Below are 18,302 nucleotides of genomic sequence, written 5' to 3'. Positions count from 1 at the left end.
AGGGCGAAACATGACCAAGACACTGCTGCTGCTCCCCGGTGATGGTATCGGCCCCGAAGTTTCCGCTGTGGCCCGGCGGGTGGCCGGGCGGCTGATCAACCATGGCCTGCCGCTGACCGTGGAAGAAGCGCCGTTTGGCGGGGTGAGCATCGATGCCCATGGCGTGCCGTTGACCGACGCGACGCTGGCCCGCGCGCTGCAGGCCGATGCGGTGTTGATGGGCGCCGTGGGCGGCCCGCAGTGGGCAAACCAGTCCTATGCCACGCGGCCGGAAGCCGGGTTGCTGAAGCTGCGCTCCGAAATGCAGGTCTATGCCAATCTGCGCCCGGCGCGCTGCTTTACGGCGCTGGCGGATGCCTCCACGCTGAAGCGGGTGTATGTCGAGGGGCTGGACATCCTGTTCGTCCGCGAACTGACCGGCGGCGTGTATTTCGGCGAACCGCGCGGCGTCGAAACGCTGGCCGATGGCCAGCGCCGCGGTGTGAACACGCACGTCTATACCAGCAGCGAAATCCGCCGGGTTGCCCGCGTCGCCTTCGAACTGGCGCGCGGCCGCAAGCATGAGGTCGTGTCGGCCGAGAAAGCCAATGTGATGGAGGCTGGCCTGCTGTGGCGCGAAGAGGTGCAGGCGCTGCGTGATGCCGAATATCCGGATATCAAGCTGTCGCACATGCTGGCCGACAATATGGCGATGCAATTGGTGAAGAACCCGCGCCAGTTCGATTTGATCCTCACCGACAATCTGTTCGGCGATATCCTGTCCGATGAAGCCGCGATGCTGACCGGGTCGCTGGGCATGTTGCCGTCGGCTGCGATTGGCGATGCTGGCCGGGCGGGCCTGTATGAACCGATCCATGGTTCGGCGCCGGATATTGCCGGCCGCGGTATCGCCAATCCGTGCGCGGCGGTGCTGAGCCTGGCGATGGCGCTGCGCCACAGCCTGGGCGCGCCCGAACTGGCGGCGCGCGTCGAAGCTGCCGTGGAGGCTGCGCTGGACAAGGGCGCCCGCACGCCCGATCTGGGCGGCACGCTCAGCACCGTGGCGATGGGTGACGCCATCCTGGCTGGCCTTTGATCCGGCGTATTCTGGCGCCTTTTGTCACCGGGCTGCTGTTTCTGGCGCCGGTGCTGCTGACCATCATCCTGCTCAACTGGTTGTCCGGCTATCTGATTGCCGCACTCGGCCCCAACACGCCGCTGGGCCAGGCGCTGGGCGCGGCCGGCATGTTCTTCACGCCGTCGCCGTTCGCCGCCTTCTGGGCCGGGCTGGGGCTGGCGGCCATCGTCGTCTGGCTGATCGGGCTGGCGGTGCAGACGCGGTTTCGCCCGCAACTGGAAGGCGGGCTGGATGGGCTGTTGTCGCGCATTCCCGGCCTGGGCACCCTGTATCGGCCGCTGGCGCAGTTCGTGCGGTTGATGGGCAATGCGCCGGGCGGCGAGATGACCGGCATGTCGGTGGTTTCCGTCAGCTTTGGCGCCAATGTCGAGATCTTGTCGTTGCTGACCTCCTCGCGCATCCATGATTTCGGGCAGGGGCGGCGATACTTGATCCTGATCCCGACCGCGCCGGTGCCGGTCGGCGGTGCCTTGCTGTTCGTCGATATCGCCGATGTGAAACCGGTGCCGGGCATGGGCGTGGATGATCTGGCCAAGCTCTATGTGACGATGGGCACATTGTCCGGCGGCGAAGCGCTGCGATGAGCCTGACCCTGCGCATTCTGCTGGCGCTGATCGCCGGGCTGGTGGCGGGGGCGCTGCTGCCCGCCGATGTCGGCACGCTGCTGCTGCCGATCAGCGATGCGGTCGGCAATCTGTGGCTGCAGGCGCTGCAGATGACGATCATCCCGCTTATTGCGGGCCTGTTGTTCACCGGCATCGCCCAGGCCGCCGGCACCGCTGGCGGCGGGCGGATGGCGGGGCAGGCGCTGCTGGCCTTTCTGGGGCTGCTCATCTTCTCCGCCGGCTGGGCGATGCTGTTCGTGCCGCTGCTGCTCGATGGCTGGCCGGCCCCCGCCGAAGCCGCCGCCGCGATCATCCGCAACAGCACCGGCCAGGCCGCAGCCGTGGGCGAGATCAAGGTCGATCTGGGCAAATGGCTGCTCAGCCTGGTGCCGGCGAATATCTTCGATGTGCTGGCCAAGGGCGACATGCTGCCCGTTGTCACCTTCATCAGCGTGTTCGCACTGGCGGCCACAAGGCTGGATGATGCCCGGCGCGGCCTGCTGGTCAGCATGTTCGATGCCATCAAGGATGCCATGCTGGTGCTGGTCGGCTGGATTTTCCTGGTCGCGCCCTTGGGTGTGCTCGCACTGGCGATCAGCGTGGGCATCAAGGCCGGGCTGGGCGCGTTCGGGCTGCTCGGCCATTATATCGCCGTGCTGGTGGCGGTGCAGGTCGGGCTGATCATTCTCATCTATCCGGTGACCATGATATTGGGCCGGGTATCGCCGCTGGCCTTCGCCCGCGCCGCGCTGCCGGCGCAGGCGGTGGCCGTTTCCACCCAAAGCAGCATCGCCTCACTGCCGGCCATCTTCGATGGCGCCGAACGGCTCGGCTTGCCCGAAGCCACCAGCCGGGTGGTGCTGCCGCTGGCGGTCAGCATCTTCCGCATCACCTCCCCCTGCGCCAACATCGCCGTCGTCCTCTATTGCGGGCATCTTTATGGCATGGAGCACAGCACGCTGGCGTTTGTGGGTGCGCTGCTGGCGTCTCTGGTCGCAGCGGTATCAACCGGCGGGCTGCCCGGCTCCATCACCTTCCTCGCCGCCTGCGTGCCGATCGCCAATGCCATGGGCGTGCCGATCGCCGTGCTGCCGCTGCTGCTGGCGGTGGAGCTGGTGCCGGACGTATTCCGCACGCTGGGCAATGTGACGGCCGATCTGGGGGTGACGGCCATATTGGCCCGCGACGGCAAGCGTCCGCCACTGGACTCTGCCGGCTGATACGCTAACAGCCGCAACCCAAGGAGCTTTCCCATGGGTTACAAGATCGTCGTCGTAGGCGCCACCGGCAATGTCGGGCGCGAAATGCTGAACATCCTCGCCGAACGGGAATTCCCGATCGCCGAGATTGCTGCCGTCGCCAGCTCGCGGTCGGTGGGGGACAAGGTCGAGTTCGGCGAAACCGGCCGCGAGCTGAAGGTGCAGAATATCGAGCATTTCGATTTTGCCGGTTGGGACATGGCGCTGTTTGCCTGCGGGTCCGGCCCGACGAAAATCCATGCGCCGCGCGCTGCCGCGGCCGGCTGCGTGGTGATCGACAACAGCAGCCTGTTCCGCATGGATCATGACGTGCCGCTGATCGTGCCGGAGGTGAACCCCGAAGCCATCGACGGCTACACCCGCCGCAACATCATCGCCAATCCCAACTGTTCGACCGCGCAGATGGTCGTCGCCCTGAAGCCGCTGCATGATGCCGCGATCATCAAGCGGGTGGTGGTGAGCACCTATCAATCGGTGTCCGGCGCCGGCAAGGATGGCATGGACGAGCTGTTCACCCAGTCCCGCGCCATCTTTGTTGGTGACGATCCGGTGCAAGAGAAATTCACCAAGCGCATCGCCTTCAATGTCATCCCGCACATCGACAGTTTCCTTGGCCCCGAAAGCGGGATGGACGGCTACACCAAGGAAGAATGGAAGATGACGGTGGAAACCCGCAAGATCCTCGATCCCGATATCGAGGTGACGGCGACCTGCGTGCGGGTGCCGGTGTTCGTCGGCCACAGCGAAGCCATCAATGTCGAGTTCGAAATGCCGCTTTCCGTCGCCAAGGCGCAGAGTCTGCTGCGCGCGGCGCCGGGCATCATGCTGGTCGATAAGCGCGAGGACGGCGGCTATGTCACCCCGATCGAATGTGTCGGCGATTATGCCACCTTCGTGTCCCGGGTGCGCAAGGACCCGACCGTGGAGCACGGCCTGGCGTTGTGGTGCGTATCCGACAATTTGCGCAAAGGTGCAGCGTTGAACGCCGTGCAGATCGCCGAGCTGCTTGGTCGCCGGCATCTGAAAAAGGGCTGATTTCGCCATCCTTGCGTGTTGGGCGCCCCGCAAGCCAGCCGGCTTGCGGGGCGCAACTGCATGGATTCACGATGAATTTTCTCACTTTCTGAAGCGCGGGTGAACCAACCAAGGCAAGTGTATGGCAAAAACAATACACCGCCGCCAAAATGCCTCTATTGGTTCAGCGCGTGGCCAGCCTGGGGGCGCCATACGCTCGGGTAGCCGGCTTCCCCCATTGCCGGTGAAAGAAGAAGAAGGATCAACTCCATGACGACCAAGTTTACGCGTATCGCTTTTGCCCTGCTGGGTGCTGCCGCTGTTGCGGCCCCGGCCGCCGCGCAGGAAGCCAGCAATTTCAACGGCCCGTTCGTGGGTGTGCAGCTCGGCTGGCAGCAGGACCGCCAGACGCTCGAGCTCGGGACCGTGCCGCCGACCACCAGCCGTGCCCGCGGCAATGGTTTGGCTTACGGCGGCCAGGCCGGCTTCGATTACCGGCTCGGCTCCAGCGTCGTCCTCGGCCTGGAAGCCTCGCTCACCGGCCGCACCGGCAGCAACCGCTTCCCGACCTTCGATCTGGACGCTGGCCGCACCATCAACCTGACCGCGCGCGCCGGTGTGCTGGTCTCGCCGGATGGCCTGCTCTATGCCCGCGGTGGTTATTCGAACGCGCGTTTTGACATTCGCAATCCGGGCAACGCTTCGGAAACCCGTGACGGCTATCTGGTCGGTGCCGGTTACGAACATATGCTGGCGCGCAATGTGTCTGCCCGTGTCGAATATAATTACGCCGATTACGGCAATGACAATCTGCCCGGCATCGGCGGCGGTGCGCAGTTGAACTATCATCGCCACGCGGTGATGACCGGTCTCAACTTCCGCTTCTGATCGGCGCCTTGGCGAGGATGATAGCATCATGCTATCATCCTTCCATGGGCCAGATCATCATCCGCAACCTCGATGACCGGATCATCGAAACCCTGAAGCGCCGCGCCGAAGCGGCAGGGCGTTCGATGGAGGCGGAGGCACGCGAGGCCCTGCGCCGGGCAACACGCCTCACGTTCGAAGAAAAACTGGCCCTCGTCAAAGAGATGCAAGCCATCACGGCACCCATGATGCAGGGTCGCACCGACATGCGAGAAGGCTGGGAGCTGATTCGCGAGGATCGCGATGCCACCGACGATCCCTACCGATGCTCATTGATGCCAGCGTTGCGTTCAAGTTGATCGTGCCCGAATCGGGCTATGAAGCGGCGAACGCCTTGGTCTCCTCAGAATCCCTGACTGCGCCTGACCTGATTTTTGCGGAGTTGGCAAATGCCCTCTGGCGCTTCTCGCAGCGCAATGCTCCTTTGAACTGGTCAATTGCTGCCGCAAAGGTACGCACGGTCATAGATCGTGTGGTGCCAACCGAGGATTTGATGCCGGTTGCTATCGACATCGCCGTCCAGTTGAACCACCCAGCCTATGATTGCTTCTATCTCGCGCTGGCCATCGCCGAGCAGGATGTCGTCATCACCGCCGATCGCCGCTTCCACGCCGCCTGCGCTGCCTCTCCCCATGCCGCGCGGGTGCGGCTGCTGGGTTGAGCTTCCGTCAACGCTGAGAAAGAACGGGAATCAGGCTTCAAAATGGCCCTCGGTCCGGGCGCGCAGCGTGTCCAGATCGATACCCGGCGCCAGTTCGACCAGCTTGAACGGCGCGCCCTTGGCCGGGCGGGCGAGCACGGCGAGATCGGACACCACCATGTCCACCACGCCGGTGCCGGTCAGCGGCAGGGTGCAGGCGGTCTTGAACTTGGCCGAACCGTCTTTGGCGTTGTGTTCCATCAGCACGATGATCTTCTTGACGCCCGCCACCAGGTCCATGGCGCCGCCCATGCCCTTCACCATCTTGCCGGGGATCATCCAGTTGGCGATGTCGCCATTTTCGGCCACTTCCATGGCGCCCAGGATCGACAGGTCGATATGGCCGCCGCGGATCATCGCGAAGCTGTCGGCGCTGCTGAAATAGCTGCTGCGCCGCAGTTCGGTGATGGTCTGCTTGCCGGCGTTGATCAGATCGGCGTCCACCTCGTCGTCATAGGGAAACGGCCCCATGCCGAGCATGCCATTCTCGCTCTGCAGGGTGATGTCGATGCCGGGCGGGATGTGATTGGCGACGAGCGTCGGCATGCCGATGCCCAGGTTCACATAGAACCCGTCCTGCAATTCCCGCGCGGCCCGGGCCGCCTGTTGGTCACGCGTCCACATCATACTGTCTCCCGCGTCCGCACCGTGCGCTGTTCGATGCGCTTTTCATAATCGGTGCCGACGATCAGCCGCTGCACATAGATGCCCGGCGTGTGGATATGATCGGGATCGAGGCTGCCGGCCTCCACCAGTTCCTCCACCTCGGCCACGGTCACCTTGCCGGCCGTCGCCATCATCGGATTGAAATTGCGCGCGGTTTTTCGATAGATCAGATTGCCGTAGGGGTCGGCCTTCCACGCCTTGACGATGCTCAGGTCCGCGACCAGCCCGGTTTCCAGGATATAGGTTTCCCCGCCAAAATCCTTGTGCTCTTTGCCGTCGGCCACCAGCGTGCCGACGCCGGTTTTCGTGTAGAAGCCCGGAATACCGGCGCCGCCGGCGCGGATGCGCTCGGCCAGCGTGCCTTGCGGGTTGAATTCCAGTTGCAGCTCCCCAGCCAGATATTGCCGCTCGAACTCCTTGTTCTCCCCGACATAGCTGGAAATCATCCGCGCGATCTGGCGGGTGCTCAGCAATTGCCCGAGGCCAAAGCCATCGACGCCGGCATTGTTGGAAATGCAGGTGAGGCCGGTCACGCCGGAGTCGCGCAGTGCCGCGATCAGCTTTTCGGGCAGGCCACACAGGCCGAATCCGCCCGACATGATCGACATGCCATCGAACAGCAGCCCATCCAGGGCAGCGGCGGCATCGGGGTAGAGCTTGCTGGCCATTGCCGGCTCCTGTTCTTGTTGCACTTGCGAGATAGCCAGATTGCCGCAGCAGCGCCAGCCCGTTGATTGCCAACAAACGTGATTTGCAAGGTTAGTAAAGTTAGGCTTTTGCAGATTTATTGGCGCCGCAGATGCCATATGATTGCGCGCAGCCTGATGCTGCTCCACGGATATGATGCCATGATTGCGGCGGTGTAGGACAGCGGCCGATTTCCGCGCGCAGGCGGGCGTATCCTCTGCTCCGGCGCTGGCGGCGTTACGCCACCTTTCCGTTGAAGCTGTCCCTTAATTCGCGTTTCAGCACCTTGCCGATGTGGCTGCGCGGCAATTCGTCGACGAGCACAACGGCGGCGAGGCGTTGGGTCTTGCCCAACTGCGCATTGGCGGCGGTGCGTAGAGCTTCCGGATCGGCGCCCGGCGCCACCACGAACGCCACCGGCGTTTCGCCCCAGGCGTCGGACGGCATGGCCACCACCGCCGCTTCGACCACGCCCGGCAGGGTGACGAGCACGGCCTCCAGATCGGACGGGTAGATGTTGAAGCCGCCGGAAATGATCATGTCCTTGGCGCGGTCCATCAGGGTCAGGAAGCCGTCTTCATCCAGCCGGCCGATATCGCCGGTGCGCAGCCATTCCTTGCCCGTGGGATCGATCCAATAGGCCTTGGCGGTGAGATCGGGGCGGTTGCGGTAGCCGTTCATCGTGGCCGGCGAACGGCCGACGATCTCGCCCGGTGTGCCCGGTGCCACATCGTTGCCGTCTTCATCGATGATGCGCACTTCGTGGCCAGGTTGGGGTAGCCCGACGGTGTGCAATTTGTCGGGATGTTCGTGGGCGACGAGCATGAAGCCGACACCGCCTTCGGTCATGCCGAAAAATTCGATCAGGCCGCCCGGCATGCGGCGCAGCACTTCGGCCTTCAGTTCGGCAGCGAACGGCGCGGAGGTGCAGAATTTCATCTGCAGCGACGACAGATCGGTGGCATCGAAGCCCGAATCGGCGAGCAGGCGGCGATATTGCACCGGCACCAGCATGGCATGGGTGGCGCGGTGGGTTTCGGCCAGGTGCAGCCATTTCGCGGTATCGAATTTCGGCAGCAGCACGACGGTGCCACCCCAGGCGAGGGTGGGGATGAAGCTGACCAGCGTGGTGTTGCTGTAGAGCGGCGTGGAGCAGAGGGTGACGCAATCCGGGCCATAGCCGATGCGCCGCCCGCCGGTGATGTGCAGGGATCGCATCGCGCAGCTTTGCACGATGCCCTTGGGGGTGCCGGTGGTGCCGCTGCTGTAGATGATGTTGAAGCCGGCGCTGGCATCGAGCGGGGCGAGCGCCGGCAGCACGGCATCGGGATCAAGCCAGCCATCGAGGGCATCGAGATCGACCAAGGTGCGCCCAGCCAGCACGGCACCGAATTCAGCGCGGTTGGCGGCATCGACGAAGACCAGCTGCGCCCCGGAATCGGCGACCATGGCGGCGATCTGATCGGGTGTGGAGCTGGGCGCCAGCGGGGCGATGGTGGCGCGCAGACGCAGCACCGCTGCCCACAGCACGGCATAATCGACGCTGGACAGGGCAATGCTGGCGACGCTGTCACCGGGGCCGACGCCGTGCGCTGCCAGTGTGGCGGCCAGACGTTCGGCGCGCTGCCAATAGGCGCCCCAGGTCAGGCGTTGATCCCCGCAGATCACCGCAGTGTGGTCCGGCATGGCCGCTGCGTTGGCAGCGAGCGCGGCGGGGAAATCGAAGATGTTGTCGGGGCTGGTCATGGCCAGCAACTTGCCAGCCAGCCCCGGCGTGTAAACTGGTTTCTTGGACGGGTGCCCTATTACGCGGCGTTGTGTGTGGCGCCGTTACGCGGCGTTATGTTTGGCGCCGTTACGCGGCGCGTGCCATCGGCGACGGCTCACCGGCCAGCGACGGCACCGGCTGGCCGAGCTGGGTCAGCGCGCGGGCGTGGGCGGTGTAGTTGGCGCTGAGGCGGGCAAGATGGTTGGCGTCGCCGCTGTGGCGGGCGATGGCATCGGCGAGCAGCTCGGCACCGCTGGTCAGCATGGCGATTTCGCGGACCTTGCGGCGCTCCAGCTGCGGCGGCACCAGGATCATCGCCCAGGCCACAAAGCCGGACAGGGTGATCAGGGTGAACACGGTCATCAGGATCGGCACGACATTATTGGCCAGCATGGCGAAACTCCGTTCTGTTGCCGGGCGGAATGGCCCGGGCATGCGTATGAGACATGGCAGGATTGTTACGCGCCTGTCACGGTCAGCATGGTCGCGGGCGCTATTGCCGCAGTGCAGCATGGTGACGCAGGGCGGGCGCGGGGCAAGGTGGGCGCGGTGCGGAAGCAAAAAAGGGCGGCGGCCACCTGGCCACCGCCCCTTTTTATTTGCGCTTGAACCCGTGGTTCAGAGCGGCTGCAGGTTCACCGCAGCCTGCTTGCCGCGACGGTCTTCTTCCAGCTCGAACGAGACGCGCTGGCCTTCGTTGAGGTTGGCGAAACCGGCGCGTTCCACGGCCGAGATGTGCACGAACGCATCCGGCGCGCCATCGTCGCGCTGAATGAAGCCGAAGCCCTTGGTGCCGTTGAAGAACTTCACGGTACCATCAACGCGCTGGCCGTCGCCCATCGGGGCCGGACGATCGCTGCGCGGCGCCGGCGGGCGGCGTTCGAAGCCACCTTCGCGCGGTTCACGCGGCGGGGCCCGATCCGAAACCGGCAGCGGTTCGCCGTCGATCTTCAGTTCGGTGGCCGACACGCGACCATTGCGTTCCGACAGGGTGAATTCCAGCGGCTGGCCATCGGCCAGGCCGGTCAGGCCAGCGGCTTCCACGGCCGAGATGTGCACGAACACGTCTTCGCCGCCATCTTCACGCACCACAAAGCCGAAGCCCTTTTGCGCGTTGAAGAATTTTACCGTGCCACGGCCAGTGCCGATGATGATGCCCGGCGATTGTTCACGGCGCGGACCACCGCCGCCGAAACCACCGCCGCCGCCGCCGCCGCCGAAACGACCACCGCCGCCGCCGCCGAAGCCGCCGCGATCACCGCCGCCGCCGCCGCCGAAGCCGCCACGATCACCACCGCCGCCGAAGCCGCCGCGGCCTCCACCGCCGCCACCGAAACGATCACCGCCGCCGCCGAAGCCGCCGCCACCGAAGCTGCGACCCGCATCCTCGAAACTGTCAAACCCGCCTTCGCGCTTGTCAAATCCACCGCGCCCCGGACCACGTCCGCGTCGATCAAAGCTCATTACCTAATTCCAAATCCGTATTATTGTCTGCGTTGCTGGAGCTTGTCGGGCGATGCGGTGAAATTTCCAAAGCAGCCGGCCGATATTGCGCCGAGGCAGATGCTATACCAAATCAAGATTCCACGCGAGTCGAATATTGACAGCGGAATTTACCCGGTGCAGCCGCGGCCGCTTCACCAGCGCCGGCGGGTGACGAGCGCGGCCAGCCCGCCCGCCAGCAGGGCGGCGCCCACCGCTGCCAAGCCATAGAGCAGGCTGCGCTCCTTCGCCATCACATAGACCCAGCGTTCGAATCCGGACTTGCCGATGGCAAAGCCGGTCGAGGTGCTGGCCAGCACCCGCCCGTTGCCAACCAGATGAATTTCCGCGGTATAATCCCCAACTGGCACCGCCGACGGCAGCGCGATGCGCGCGGCATAGAGCACGCCGCGCGTCACCTGCACGCCGCCTGGCGATTCGGCGAACAGGCCCTGGCGCTGGCGGGTGGAAATCAACCCGGCTTCGAAGGCGCGCGTCGTCGCTTCATCGGCGCCGCTGGCCGGCGACAATTGCAGGTTGCGGATGCCGATTTCATAGATGGCCGTGGTGCGCTCATCGGCGAGCGCTTCGATCTTTTGCGTGGCGGCCACCGCATAAAAGCCCGGCACCGATTCGAAACGCACGCCCTTGGCATTCACCCAGATGCCGGCGACGCGCGCTTTTTGCCGGACGGTAACCGGCCCGGCCGGGCCGCGCACCACCACCGCGATATCGGGCGGTGCATCGGGCACGGCGCCGCGCGGATACTGAATGGCGCCGAACACCAGCAATTCGGCGCCGCGAAAGCTGGTGTTGATATCGATGCGCGCCTGGCTGAGCTGCGTGATCAGCCGGATCGGCGCCGCCCCGCCCAGCAGGGTCCAGGCGCACATCAGAAGGGCGATGCGCCGCATCATGTCGCGGCAAACAGGGCGAAAGGCTCGGCCGGTGTCCAGGTGAGCCCGATCAGCAGCCGCACCGACACGCCGAGCACGATCACCGCCAGCGCCAGCCGCAAGCGATCGGGGGACAGTTTCTGGGCCGCACGCACGCCATATTGCGCGCCGACCACGCCGCCGACCAGCAACAGCAGCGCCAGCACGATATCGACGGTCTGCGATGCGGTGGCGTGCAGCAGCGTGGTCGCTGCCGTCACGAAGATGATCTGAAACAACGAGGTGCCGACCACCGCCTGCGCGCGCATGCCCAGGATATAGACCATGGCCGGCACCATGATGAAGCCGCCGCCGATGCCCATGATGACCGTGAGGATGCCAACAGCCGCACCGAGCACCAGCGGCGCGATCGGCGAGATATAGAGGCCCGATTTGGGAAAGCGTATCGGCCACGGCAGCGCCGCCACCCAGGGCCGGTGCCGCAGCCGCCTTGTCGGCGCCGTCTGCCCACGGTGGCTGGCCAGCAGCGCCACCAGCGAATCCCACAGCATCAGCCCGCCGATCACCGTCAGGAACAGCACATAGATCAGGCTGATCACCACATCGATCTGGCCGAAATCCTGCAGGATGCGGAACACCACCTGGCCGATGCCGGCGCCGATGATGCCGCCCAGCACCATGACAAGGCCCATCTTCACATCGACCTGGCCGCGTTCCCAATAGGCCAGCGCGCCCGATACCGACGATCCGGTGATCTGCGTGGCCGACGACGCGACGGCAACGGCGGGTGGGATGCCGTAAAAGATCAGCAGCGGCGTGGTGAGAAAGCCGCCGCCGACGCCGAACATGCCCGACAGAAAGCCGACGCCGCCGCCCAGCAGGACGATGACCAGCGCGTTCACCGACATTTCGGCAATGGGCAGATAGATGTCCATGCGCCGACCGGTGTAGGGCGGTGTGCGGGAAAAGGGAATCGCTGAGTAGCGGCGCCCGCTACCCCGGCAGCGCAATCACCGACAATTGCCGGCCATAATCCAGCTCCCCGGCATGGGTGGTGCGGCGATAGCTGAACCAGCGGGCGGCATCGGGATAGGTGTCCACGCCCATCGCGATCACGGTGCGCACGCCGGCGGCCGCCAGACGCGCGGCGATGAAGCCTTCCAGATCGAATTGAAAATGATCGCCCTTGGGCCCGGGTTTGCCGCTCCGGAAAAAGGCGTCGTGCGCTGGATCGGCGGCGCAGAAGCGGTCGCGGAAGCCGTTGTCCACCTCGTAACTGCGCTGCGCGATGGTTGGCCCGATGGCGGCCACGATGCGATCTTCGCGCGCGCCCAGCGCCACCATCGCCGCCACGGTGGCCGGGCCGATATCGGCGAGCGCGCCCTTCCAGCCGCTGTGCGCCGCGCCGATCACGCCGGCTGCTGCATCCGCCAGCAGGATCGGCGCGCAATCGGCGGTGAGAATGCCCAGCGCCAGGCCGGGCGTGGCGGTCACCATCGCATCGGCTTGCGGGCGTTCGTCGTCGGCGAAGGCTGCGATGACCGGGATGACCGTGGCGCTATGCACCTGGTACAGCGTCACCAGGTCCGCGCCCGGTGCCACGGCGGCCACGGCGCGGCGGCGGTTTTCCTGCACGGCGGTGCTTTCATCGCTGCTGCCCAGCCCGACATTCAGGCTGGCGAACAGGCCGGTGGAAACCCCGCCGATTCGCGTGCAGAAGCCGTGGCGCACGCCATGCAGCGCCGGCACGGTCAGAAAATCTACAGCTTGGCCCGGCACATTATATCCTCGTCAGCCTGTGTGCCCACCATGAAGGCATAGGGCGCGATTTCGGCAAAGCCATGGCGCGCATAAAATCGCCGGGCGCGGGTGTTGGCGGTAAACACGCTGAGCCAGATTTCGCTGGCGCCGCGCGCGCGGGCCCGATCCATCGCCCAGCGGGTGAGTTCATCGGCGAGGCCGAGGCCGTGCCAGGGTTTGTAGACATAGAGCTGGCGCAGTTCGGCGGCGTTCGGCGCTGGATCGGGGGCCGGCAGCAACAGCTTGCTGATCTTGCAGAAGCCGATGGGCGTGCCGCCGGTTTCCGCAAAGCGCACTTCGATATCGGGATCGGCGAGCTCGGCTGCATAGGCGGCGTCATTCCCTTGCTCGAGGAAGACGGCGAGATCGTCGAGTTTGTACAGCGTGCCGAACGTGTCGATGAAGGTGGCGCGCGCGATGCCGCCGAGCACGGCGCCATCGGCGGGCGCCGCATCACGGTACGTAATCAGGGGGTGGCTCATGGCGCCGCCATGCCAAAACCGGCCGGCGCTGGCCAGCCCGGCGCGGTGCAGGCCAGCGCCCGGAAAATGGCGCCCATTTGCTGCGGCGCCGTGAGCCGCTGCAGGGCCGCAGTGATGATGGCGGCCTGGCCGGCGGGCTTGCCGAATTGCAGCGCAGCGGCGCGGGCGGCGATGCCGAGCTGGCCGAGAAACGCGCCCTGCGGCGCCGGGCCGTGGCAGGCGAGGCCGTGCGCGGCCGCAAGGATGGCCAGGGCGCCGAAATCGACATGGGCGGTGAGATCATGGGCGCCGGGATCGGTGAAGGGGCTGACGCGCTCGCCGCCGCGCAGCGCCTGCAGCGTGTCACCGGCGATGCGGCCGTCATGGCCGTAATCGATGATCAAGGCCGCGCCGCCGTGCGTGGTCAGTCGCGCCGACAGTTGCGCCATCACGTCTGCCGCAGCCTCGCTCCATTCGGCATCCGGGCCGTCGGCGGGCAGCCAGAGGGGCGCAAAATCATCGCCGGTCAGGTCGATATGCAATTCCTGGCCCCCGCGCCGCTGGCGGATGGGCAGTGCATCGAAAAATTCGTTGGCGATGATGATCAATGGCCGATCAGCCGGCAGCGTAGCCACCGCACCGTGCCATTGCACCGGCCAGCCCGCCAGCCGCGCCGCCTGCGCGTCCTGCAGCACGGGGCTCGTCTCCACCAGTTGCAGCCGAAGCGCCGCCGCCAGACCGGGCAACCGCGCCAGCACCCGCAGGCTGTCTGCCAGCAAAGTCCCCCGCCCGGGCCCCAGCTCGACCAGATCGAAGGCAGGCGCCCCGGCGCGCAGCCACAGATCGCCGATCCAGCCGCCGATCATCTCCCCGAACATCTGGCTGATTTCCGGCGCGGTGGTGAAATCGCGGCCCAGCGGATCGGCGCTGGCGTAGAAGGCCTGGTTGCAGGCCGCCATCCACGCATCCAGCCGCATCGGCCCGTCGGCAGCGATGCGGGCGCGCAGCGTTTCGGCCAGCGTCACGCCGGCACGGGCTTGCGCAGCAGCGCCACCAGCAGCAGCACGACGGCCGCCAAAATCAACGGCAGCGACAGCGTCTGCCCCATGGTCAGGCCGGTGGAGAGGAAACCCAGTTGCCGATCCGGTTCGCGATAATTTTCAACGATATAGCGTGACAGACCATAGCCGATGCCGAACACCGCAGCCAGCAAGCCGGGCCGCAGCCGCGCCGGGGTCAGCCAGAACAGCGCGGTAAGGATGATGAACAGCACGCCGCCTTCCAGCACGGCCTCATAAAGCTGGCTGGGGTGGCGTGGCTCTGGCCCGGCGCCGGGGAAGATCACGCCCCAATCGGTGCCGGTGGGCCGGCCCCACAATTCGCCGTTGATGAAATTGGCGACGCGGCCCAGCCCCAGGCCGATGGGGGTGACGGTGGCGACATAATCCAGCAGGCGCAGGCCATTATAGCGGGCCGCCCAGCCGTGCAGGAAACAGGCGGCGATCACCCCGAAACAGCCGCCATGAAAGCTCATGCCGCCATCCCACAGCCGGATGATCTCCATCGGATCGGCCATGTATTTTTCGGGATTGTAGAAGATCACATAGCCGAGCCGGCCGCCGCCGATGACGCCCAGCGTCGCCCAGGTGATGAAATCATCGAGGCGTTTTTGATCGAGCGGTGCGCCGGGCCGGCGGATCATGCGGGTGAGCAACAGCCACGCGGCGGCGATGCCGACGATATAGGCCAGGCTGTACCAGCGCAGCGCAAACGGGCCCCATTCGCTGCCGCCGACGCTGAGTGCCGGGATGGTGAAGGCTTCCGGGCGCAGCGGCAGGGTGGTGAAATCCACAGCAGCCTGAAACAAATCGATCATGGTTGGGCCCGGAACTTCCATCGCAACTGCCAGCTTGGCGTTGGCATCGCGGTGCACCATAAAGGCCGCGGGTGGTTTTTCCAGTGGGAGGCTGTTGATGTCCGATCTTGATGCATTCCGCGCCGATGTGCGCGCCTGGCTGGCAGAAAATTGCCCGCCCGAAATGCGCGAACCGATCCGCGGTGACGAGGATGTGTGCTGGGGCGGCCGCAACTGCGAATTCAAGAACGACGCGCAGCGGCTGTGGCTGGAGCGCATGGGTGCCAAGGGCTGGACGGTGCCGGAATGGCCGACGCAATATGGCGGCGGCGGGCTGACCCGTGAACAGGCCAAGGTGCTGCGCGAGGAAATGGGGCGCATCAAGGCCAGGTCGCCGCTGTCGAGCTTCGGCATCTGGATGCTGGGGCCGGCGCTACTGAAATATGGCAATGAAGCGCAGAAGCTGGAGCATCTGCCGAAGATTGCGCGCGGCGAAATCCGCTGGTGCCAGGGGTATAGCGAGCCGGGCGCAGGTTCAGACCTCGCTTCGCTGCGGACCAGCGCGGAAGACAAGGGCGACCATTATCTGGTGAACGGCAGCAAGGTGTGGACCAGCTATGCCGACAAGGCGGACTGGATTTTCTGTCTGGTGCGCACCGACAGCAGTGGCCCGAAGCATCAGGGGATTTCGTTCCTGCTGTTCGACATGGCCAGCGAGGGCGTATCGACCAGCCCGATCAAGCTGATTTCGGGCGCATCGCCATTCTGCCAGACATTCTTCGACAATGTGAAGGTGCCCAAGAAGGATCTGATGGGCACGCCCGGCAAGGGTTGGGATATCGCCAAATATCTGCTCACCCACGAACGCGACATGATCGGCGGCAGCGATTCCACCGGCGGCGGCATGCGCGATTCGGTGTCGAACGTCGCCAAGCGGCAGATCGGGCTGGATGCAGCGATCCTGGCCGACACCGCACTGCGCACCGATATCAGCCGGCACGAGATCAACGCCTGGGCCTTTGCGCTGACCATGGAACGCACGCTGGCGGAGGCCAAGCAGGGCCAGGGCACCGGCGCGCTGTCTTCGATGCTGAAATATTATGGCACCGAACTCAACAAGGAGCGGATGCAGTTGCTGATGTCGATCCGCGGTTCGGATGGCCTGGCCTGGGAAGGCGAGGAAAAGGGTGAGGGCGATCTGGCGCGGTCGTGGCTGCGGTCACGCGCGAACAGCATCGAGGGCGGCACGTCGGAAGTGCAGCTCAACATCATCGCCAAGCGTGTGCTGGAATTGCCGGGGGCGTAACCCCTCCCCCCTCCCGTTCAGCTCCGCTGGCCTGCGGCTCAGGGGAGGGGCCGGGGGTGGGGTTGTGCCGCGCGTACCCATATTCGCACATTGAAATCACTTCCCCACCCCCAACCCCTCCCCTGAAGGGGAGGGGAGCAGAAAGAGGGAAGGCAGGGGAGGAAAACCATGGCTCTTGTACTTACCGAAGACCAACAGATGATCCGCGACAGCGCGGACGGGTTTTTCCGCGACGAAGCCCCGGTCGCGCAGCATCGGCTCTTGCGCGACAGCCACGATGCCGACGGCTTTTCGCGCGGCACCTGGGCCAAGATCGCCGAGATGGGCTTTGCCGGCGTGCTGGTGCCCGAAGCGCATGGCGGCGCGGATATGGGGCATGTCGCGGCCGGCATCATCCTGGAGGCAATGGGCAAGAATCTGTCCGCCGCGCCGATGCTGTCCACCGCCGTGCTGGGCGCCACGGCGTTGAAGCACGGCACCGCCGAGCAGCAGGCCAGATATCTGCCGCTGATCGCCCAAGGTGCGCATCTGCTGGCGCTGGCGGCCGATGAAGCGGCGCGGCACAAGCCGACGCATGTCGCGACGACCGCAACGCCGGCGGGCAATGGCTTCAAGCTGAACGGCGTCAAGGGCTTCGTGCTGGATGGGCATGTCGCGGACACGCTGATCGTCGCGGCGCGCACCAGCGGCGAGACGGATGATGCGGCGGGGATCACGCTGTTTCTGGTCGATCCCAAGGCCGCAGGCGTTGAGGTGGCGCGGCGGTCGATGGTGGACAGCCGCAATGCCGCCAAGGTGACGTTGAGCGACGTGCAGGTCGATGGCGCCGATGTGCTCGGCACGGTGGGGGAAGGCCATGCGATCCTGGAAAAGATGCTGAACGCCGGCCGCGCGTGCCTGGCGGCCGAGATGCTGGGGGTGTCGGGCACGGCCTTCACGATGACGGTGGATTATCTGAAGCAGCGCGAACAATTCGGCCAGAAGATCGGCAGCTTCCAGGCGCTGCAGCACCGCGCCGCGCATCTGTTCTGCGAGCTGGAGCTGGCGCGATCGGCAACGCTGAAGGCGCTGCAGGCGCTGGATGAAGGCGATGATCGGGCGCCGCTGTATGTCTCGCTGGCCAAGGCCAAGGCCGGCGAAGCGGCGATCCTGGCCACCAACGAAGGCGTGCAGATGCATGGCGGCATCGGCATGACCGACGATTACGACATCGGCTTCTTCATGAAACGCGCCCGCGCCGCGCAGGAGACGTTCGGCGATGCGGCGTTCCACAGCGACCGGTTGGCGCGCACGCTGGGTTATTGAGGGGGCAGGCCGCCCGTCTGGCGCAGCGCCTCGCCCAGCGCGAGCGCGGCGGACATGGCGAGGTTCATCGATCGGACCTCGGCGCGCATCGGCAGGCGCACGCGGGCGTCGCAACGTTCGGCGACCGTGATCGGCACGCCGGCGCTTTCCTTGCCGAACAGCAGGATATCGCCCGGCAAATACTGGAAATCATAGGCCGATTGCTGGGCCTTGGTGGTGAACAGGATCAGCCGGGCCGGTGCGACCGCGGCCTGAAACGCCGCGAAATCGGCGTGGCGGGTGATGTGCACATGATCGATATAATCCATCGCGGCGCGGCGGACGCGGGCATCGTCCCACACGAAACCCAGTGGCTCGATCAAATCGACCGCAGCGCCCAGGCAGGCGCCCAGCCGCAGGACGGCGCCGACATTGCCGGCGATTTCCGGTTCATACAGCGCGATTCGCATCGGGC

The 18,302-nt window shown here is 65.6% G+C and carries 21 protein-coding genes; 9 read left to right on the top strand and 12 right to left on the bottom strand.

The features are described from left to right. The first annotated feature begins 10 nt into the window (after window positions 1–10). The 7 genes from leuB to ACTIEZ_RS00890 all read left to right on the top strand — a co-directional run bounded on the left by leuB (window position 11) and on the right by ACTIEZ_RS00890 (window position 5,583). Window positions 11–1,075, top strand: coding sequence for a 3-isopropylmalate dehydrogenase (leuB, locus tag ACTIEZ_RS00920; RefSeq protein WP_439544761.1), 1,065 nt, complete (start codon window positions 11–13; stop codon window positions 1,073–1,075). Next, window positions 1,072–1,701, top strand: a complete 630-nt coding sequence (locus tag ACTIEZ_RS00915; RefSeq protein ID WP_439544760.1) for a DUF502 domain-containing protein — start codon at window positions 1,072–1,074, stop codon at window positions 1,699–1,701. Before leuB ends, ACTIEZ_RS00915 begins: the two co-directional genes overlap by 4 nt. Next, window positions 1,698–2,942 (top strand): dicarboxylate/amino acid:cation symporter, encoded by a 1,245-nt coding sequence (locus ACTIEZ_RS00910; RefSeq protein ID WP_439544759.1) that lies wholly within the window; start codon window positions 1,698–1,700, stop codon window positions 2,940–2,942. Before ACTIEZ_RS00915 ends, ACTIEZ_RS00910 begins: the two co-directional genes overlap by 4 nt. A 33-nt stretch (window positions 2,943–2,975) precedes the next feature. Further along, window positions 2,976–4,016 (top strand): aspartate-semialdehyde dehydrogenase, encoded by a 1,041-nt coding sequence (locus tag ACTIEZ_RS00905; protein ID WP_439544758.1) that lies wholly within the window; start codon window positions 2,976–2,978, stop codon window positions 4,014–4,016. A 249-nt stretch (window positions 4,017–4,265) separates the two neighbouring features. Continuing rightward, complete coding sequence (locus ACTIEZ_RS00900; RefSeq protein ID WP_439544757.1) at window positions 4,266–4,883, top strand: outer membrane protein; 618 nt, start codon at window positions 4,266–4,268, stop codon at window positions 4,881–4,883. Window positions 4,884–4,927: 44 nt separating this feature from the next. Further along, window positions 4,928–5,221 (top strand): FitA-like ribbon-helix-helix domain-containing protein, encoded by a 294-nt coding sequence (locus tag ACTIEZ_RS00895; protein WP_439544756.1) that lies wholly within the window; start codon window positions 4,928–4,930, stop codon window positions 5,219–5,221. Then, on the top strand, window positions 5,188–5,583 hold the full coding sequence (locus tag ACTIEZ_RS00890) for a type II toxin-antitoxin system VapC family toxin (protein ID WP_439544755.1): 396 nt from the start codon (window positions 5,188–5,190) through the stop codon (window positions 5,581–5,583). The genes ACTIEZ_RS00895 and ACTIEZ_RS00890 overlap by 34 nt, the downstream gene beginning before the upstream one ends. 30 nt (window positions 5,584–5,613) lie before the next feature. On the opposite strand, the gene ACTIEZ_RS00885 is transcribed toward ACTIEZ_RS00890, so the two are convergent. From ACTIEZ_RS00885 to lgt, 11 genes are all read right to left on the bottom strand, one after another. Next, window positions 5,614–6,249 (bottom strand): 3-oxoacid CoA-transferase subunit B, encoded by a 636-nt coding sequence (locus ACTIEZ_RS00885; RefSeq protein ID WP_439544754.1) that lies wholly within the window; start codon window positions 6,247–6,249, stop codon window positions 5,614–5,616. Further along, on the bottom strand, window positions 6,246–6,956 hold the full coding sequence (locus tag ACTIEZ_RS00880; RefSeq protein ID WP_439544753.1) for a CoA transferase subunit A: 711 nt from the start codon (window positions 6,954–6,956) through the stop codon (window positions 6,246–6,248). The genes ACTIEZ_RS00885 and ACTIEZ_RS00880 overlap by 4 nt, the downstream gene beginning before the upstream one ends. 256 nt (window positions 6,957–7,212) lie before the next feature. Then, window positions 7,213–8,721, bottom strand: coding sequence for a class I adenylate-forming enzyme family protein (locus ACTIEZ_RS00875; RefSeq protein ID WP_439544752.1), 1,509 nt, complete (start codon window positions 8,719–8,721; stop codon window positions 7,213–7,215). 109 nt (window positions 8,722–8,830) lie between these two features. Then, window positions 8,831–9,178, bottom strand: coding sequence for a hypothetical protein (locus ACTIEZ_RS00870; RefSeq protein ID WP_439544751.1), 348 nt, complete (start codon window positions 9,176–9,178; stop codon window positions 8,831–8,833). A 183-nt stretch (window positions 9,179–9,361) separates the two neighbouring features. Further along, window positions 9,362–10,207, bottom strand: a complete 846-nt coding sequence (locus ACTIEZ_RS00865; RefSeq protein WP_439544750.1) for a cold-shock protein — start codon at window positions 10,205–10,207, stop codon at window positions 9,362–9,364. Window positions 10,208–10,380: 173 nt separating this feature from the next. Then, entirely contained in the window at window positions 10,381–11,142 is a 762-nt protein-coding gene (locus ACTIEZ_RS00860; protein ID WP_439544749.1) for a TIGR02186 family protein, read from the bottom strand. Beyond that, on the bottom strand, window positions 11,139–12,056 hold the full coding sequence (locus ACTIEZ_RS00855) for a sulfite exporter TauE/SafE family protein (protein WP_439544748.1): 918 nt from the start codon (window positions 12,054–12,056) through the stop codon (window positions 11,139–11,141). Before ACTIEZ_RS00855 ends, ACTIEZ_RS00860 begins: the two co-directional genes overlap by 4 nt. 58 nt (window positions 12,057–12,114) lie before the next feature. Continuing rightward, entirely contained in the window at window positions 12,115–12,900 is a 786-nt protein-coding gene (pgeF, locus tag ACTIEZ_RS00850; RefSeq protein WP_439544747.1) for a peptidoglycan editing factor PgeF, read from the bottom strand. Then, window positions 12,882–13,403, bottom strand: coding sequence for a GNAT family N-acetyltransferase (locus tag ACTIEZ_RS00845; RefSeq protein WP_439544746.1), 522 nt, complete (start codon window positions 13,401–13,403; stop codon window positions 12,882–12,884). The genes pgeF and ACTIEZ_RS00845 overlap by 19 nt, the downstream gene beginning before the upstream one ends. Next, window positions 13,400–14,407 (bottom strand): class I SAM-dependent methyltransferase, encoded by a 1,008-nt coding sequence (locus ACTIEZ_RS00840; RefSeq protein WP_439544745.1) that lies wholly within the window; start codon window positions 14,405–14,407, stop codon window positions 13,400–13,402. Before ACTIEZ_RS00840 ends, ACTIEZ_RS00845 begins: the two co-directional genes overlap by 4 nt. Then, window positions 14,404–15,258 carry a prolipoprotein diacylglyceryl transferase gene (gene lgt, locus ACTIEZ_RS00835; RefSeq protein WP_439544744.1) on the bottom strand — a complete coding sequence of 285 codons (855 nt, stop codon included), beginning with the start codon at window positions 15,256–15,258 and terminating at the stop codon, window positions 14,404–14,406. Before lgt ends, ACTIEZ_RS00840 begins: the two co-directional genes overlap by 4 nt. 97 nt (window positions 15,259–15,355) lie before the next feature. Here lgt and ACTIEZ_RS00830 point away from each other — a divergent pair, with 97 nt between their 5' ends. Continuing rightward, on the top strand, window positions 15,356–16,543 hold the full coding sequence (locus ACTIEZ_RS00830; protein WP_439544743.1) for an acyl-CoA dehydrogenase family protein: 1,188 nt from the start codon (window positions 15,356–15,358) through the stop codon (window positions 16,541–16,543). A 168-nt stretch (window positions 16,544–16,711) separates the two neighbouring features. Next, window positions 16,712–17,848: an acyl-CoA dehydrogenase family protein gene (locus ACTIEZ_RS00825; RefSeq protein WP_439544742.1), complete on the top strand. Its 1,137-nt coding sequence runs from the start codon at window positions 16,712–16,714 to the stop codon at window positions 17,846–17,848. Here the strand turns inward: ACTIEZ_RS00825 and ACTIEZ_RS00820 are convergent. Continuing rightward, on the bottom strand, window positions 17,842–18,297 hold the full coding sequence (locus ACTIEZ_RS00820) for a tRNA (cytidine(34)-2'-O)-methyltransferase (protein WP_439545074.1): 456 nt from the start codon (window positions 18,295–18,297) through the stop codon (window positions 17,842–17,844). The genes ACTIEZ_RS00825 and ACTIEZ_RS00820 overlap by 7 nt on opposite strands. Window positions 18,298–18,302 lie beyond the last annotated feature (5 nt).

It is taken from the genome of Sandarakinorhabdus sp. (genome assembly GCF_051860625.1).
Lineage (GTDB): Bacteria > Pseudomonadota > Alphaproteobacteria > Sphingomonadales > Sphingomonadaceae > Sandarakinorhabdus.
The sequence above is the reverse complement of the archived record's forward strand: the minus strand, read 5'-3'. Positions and strand labels throughout refer to the sequence as shown.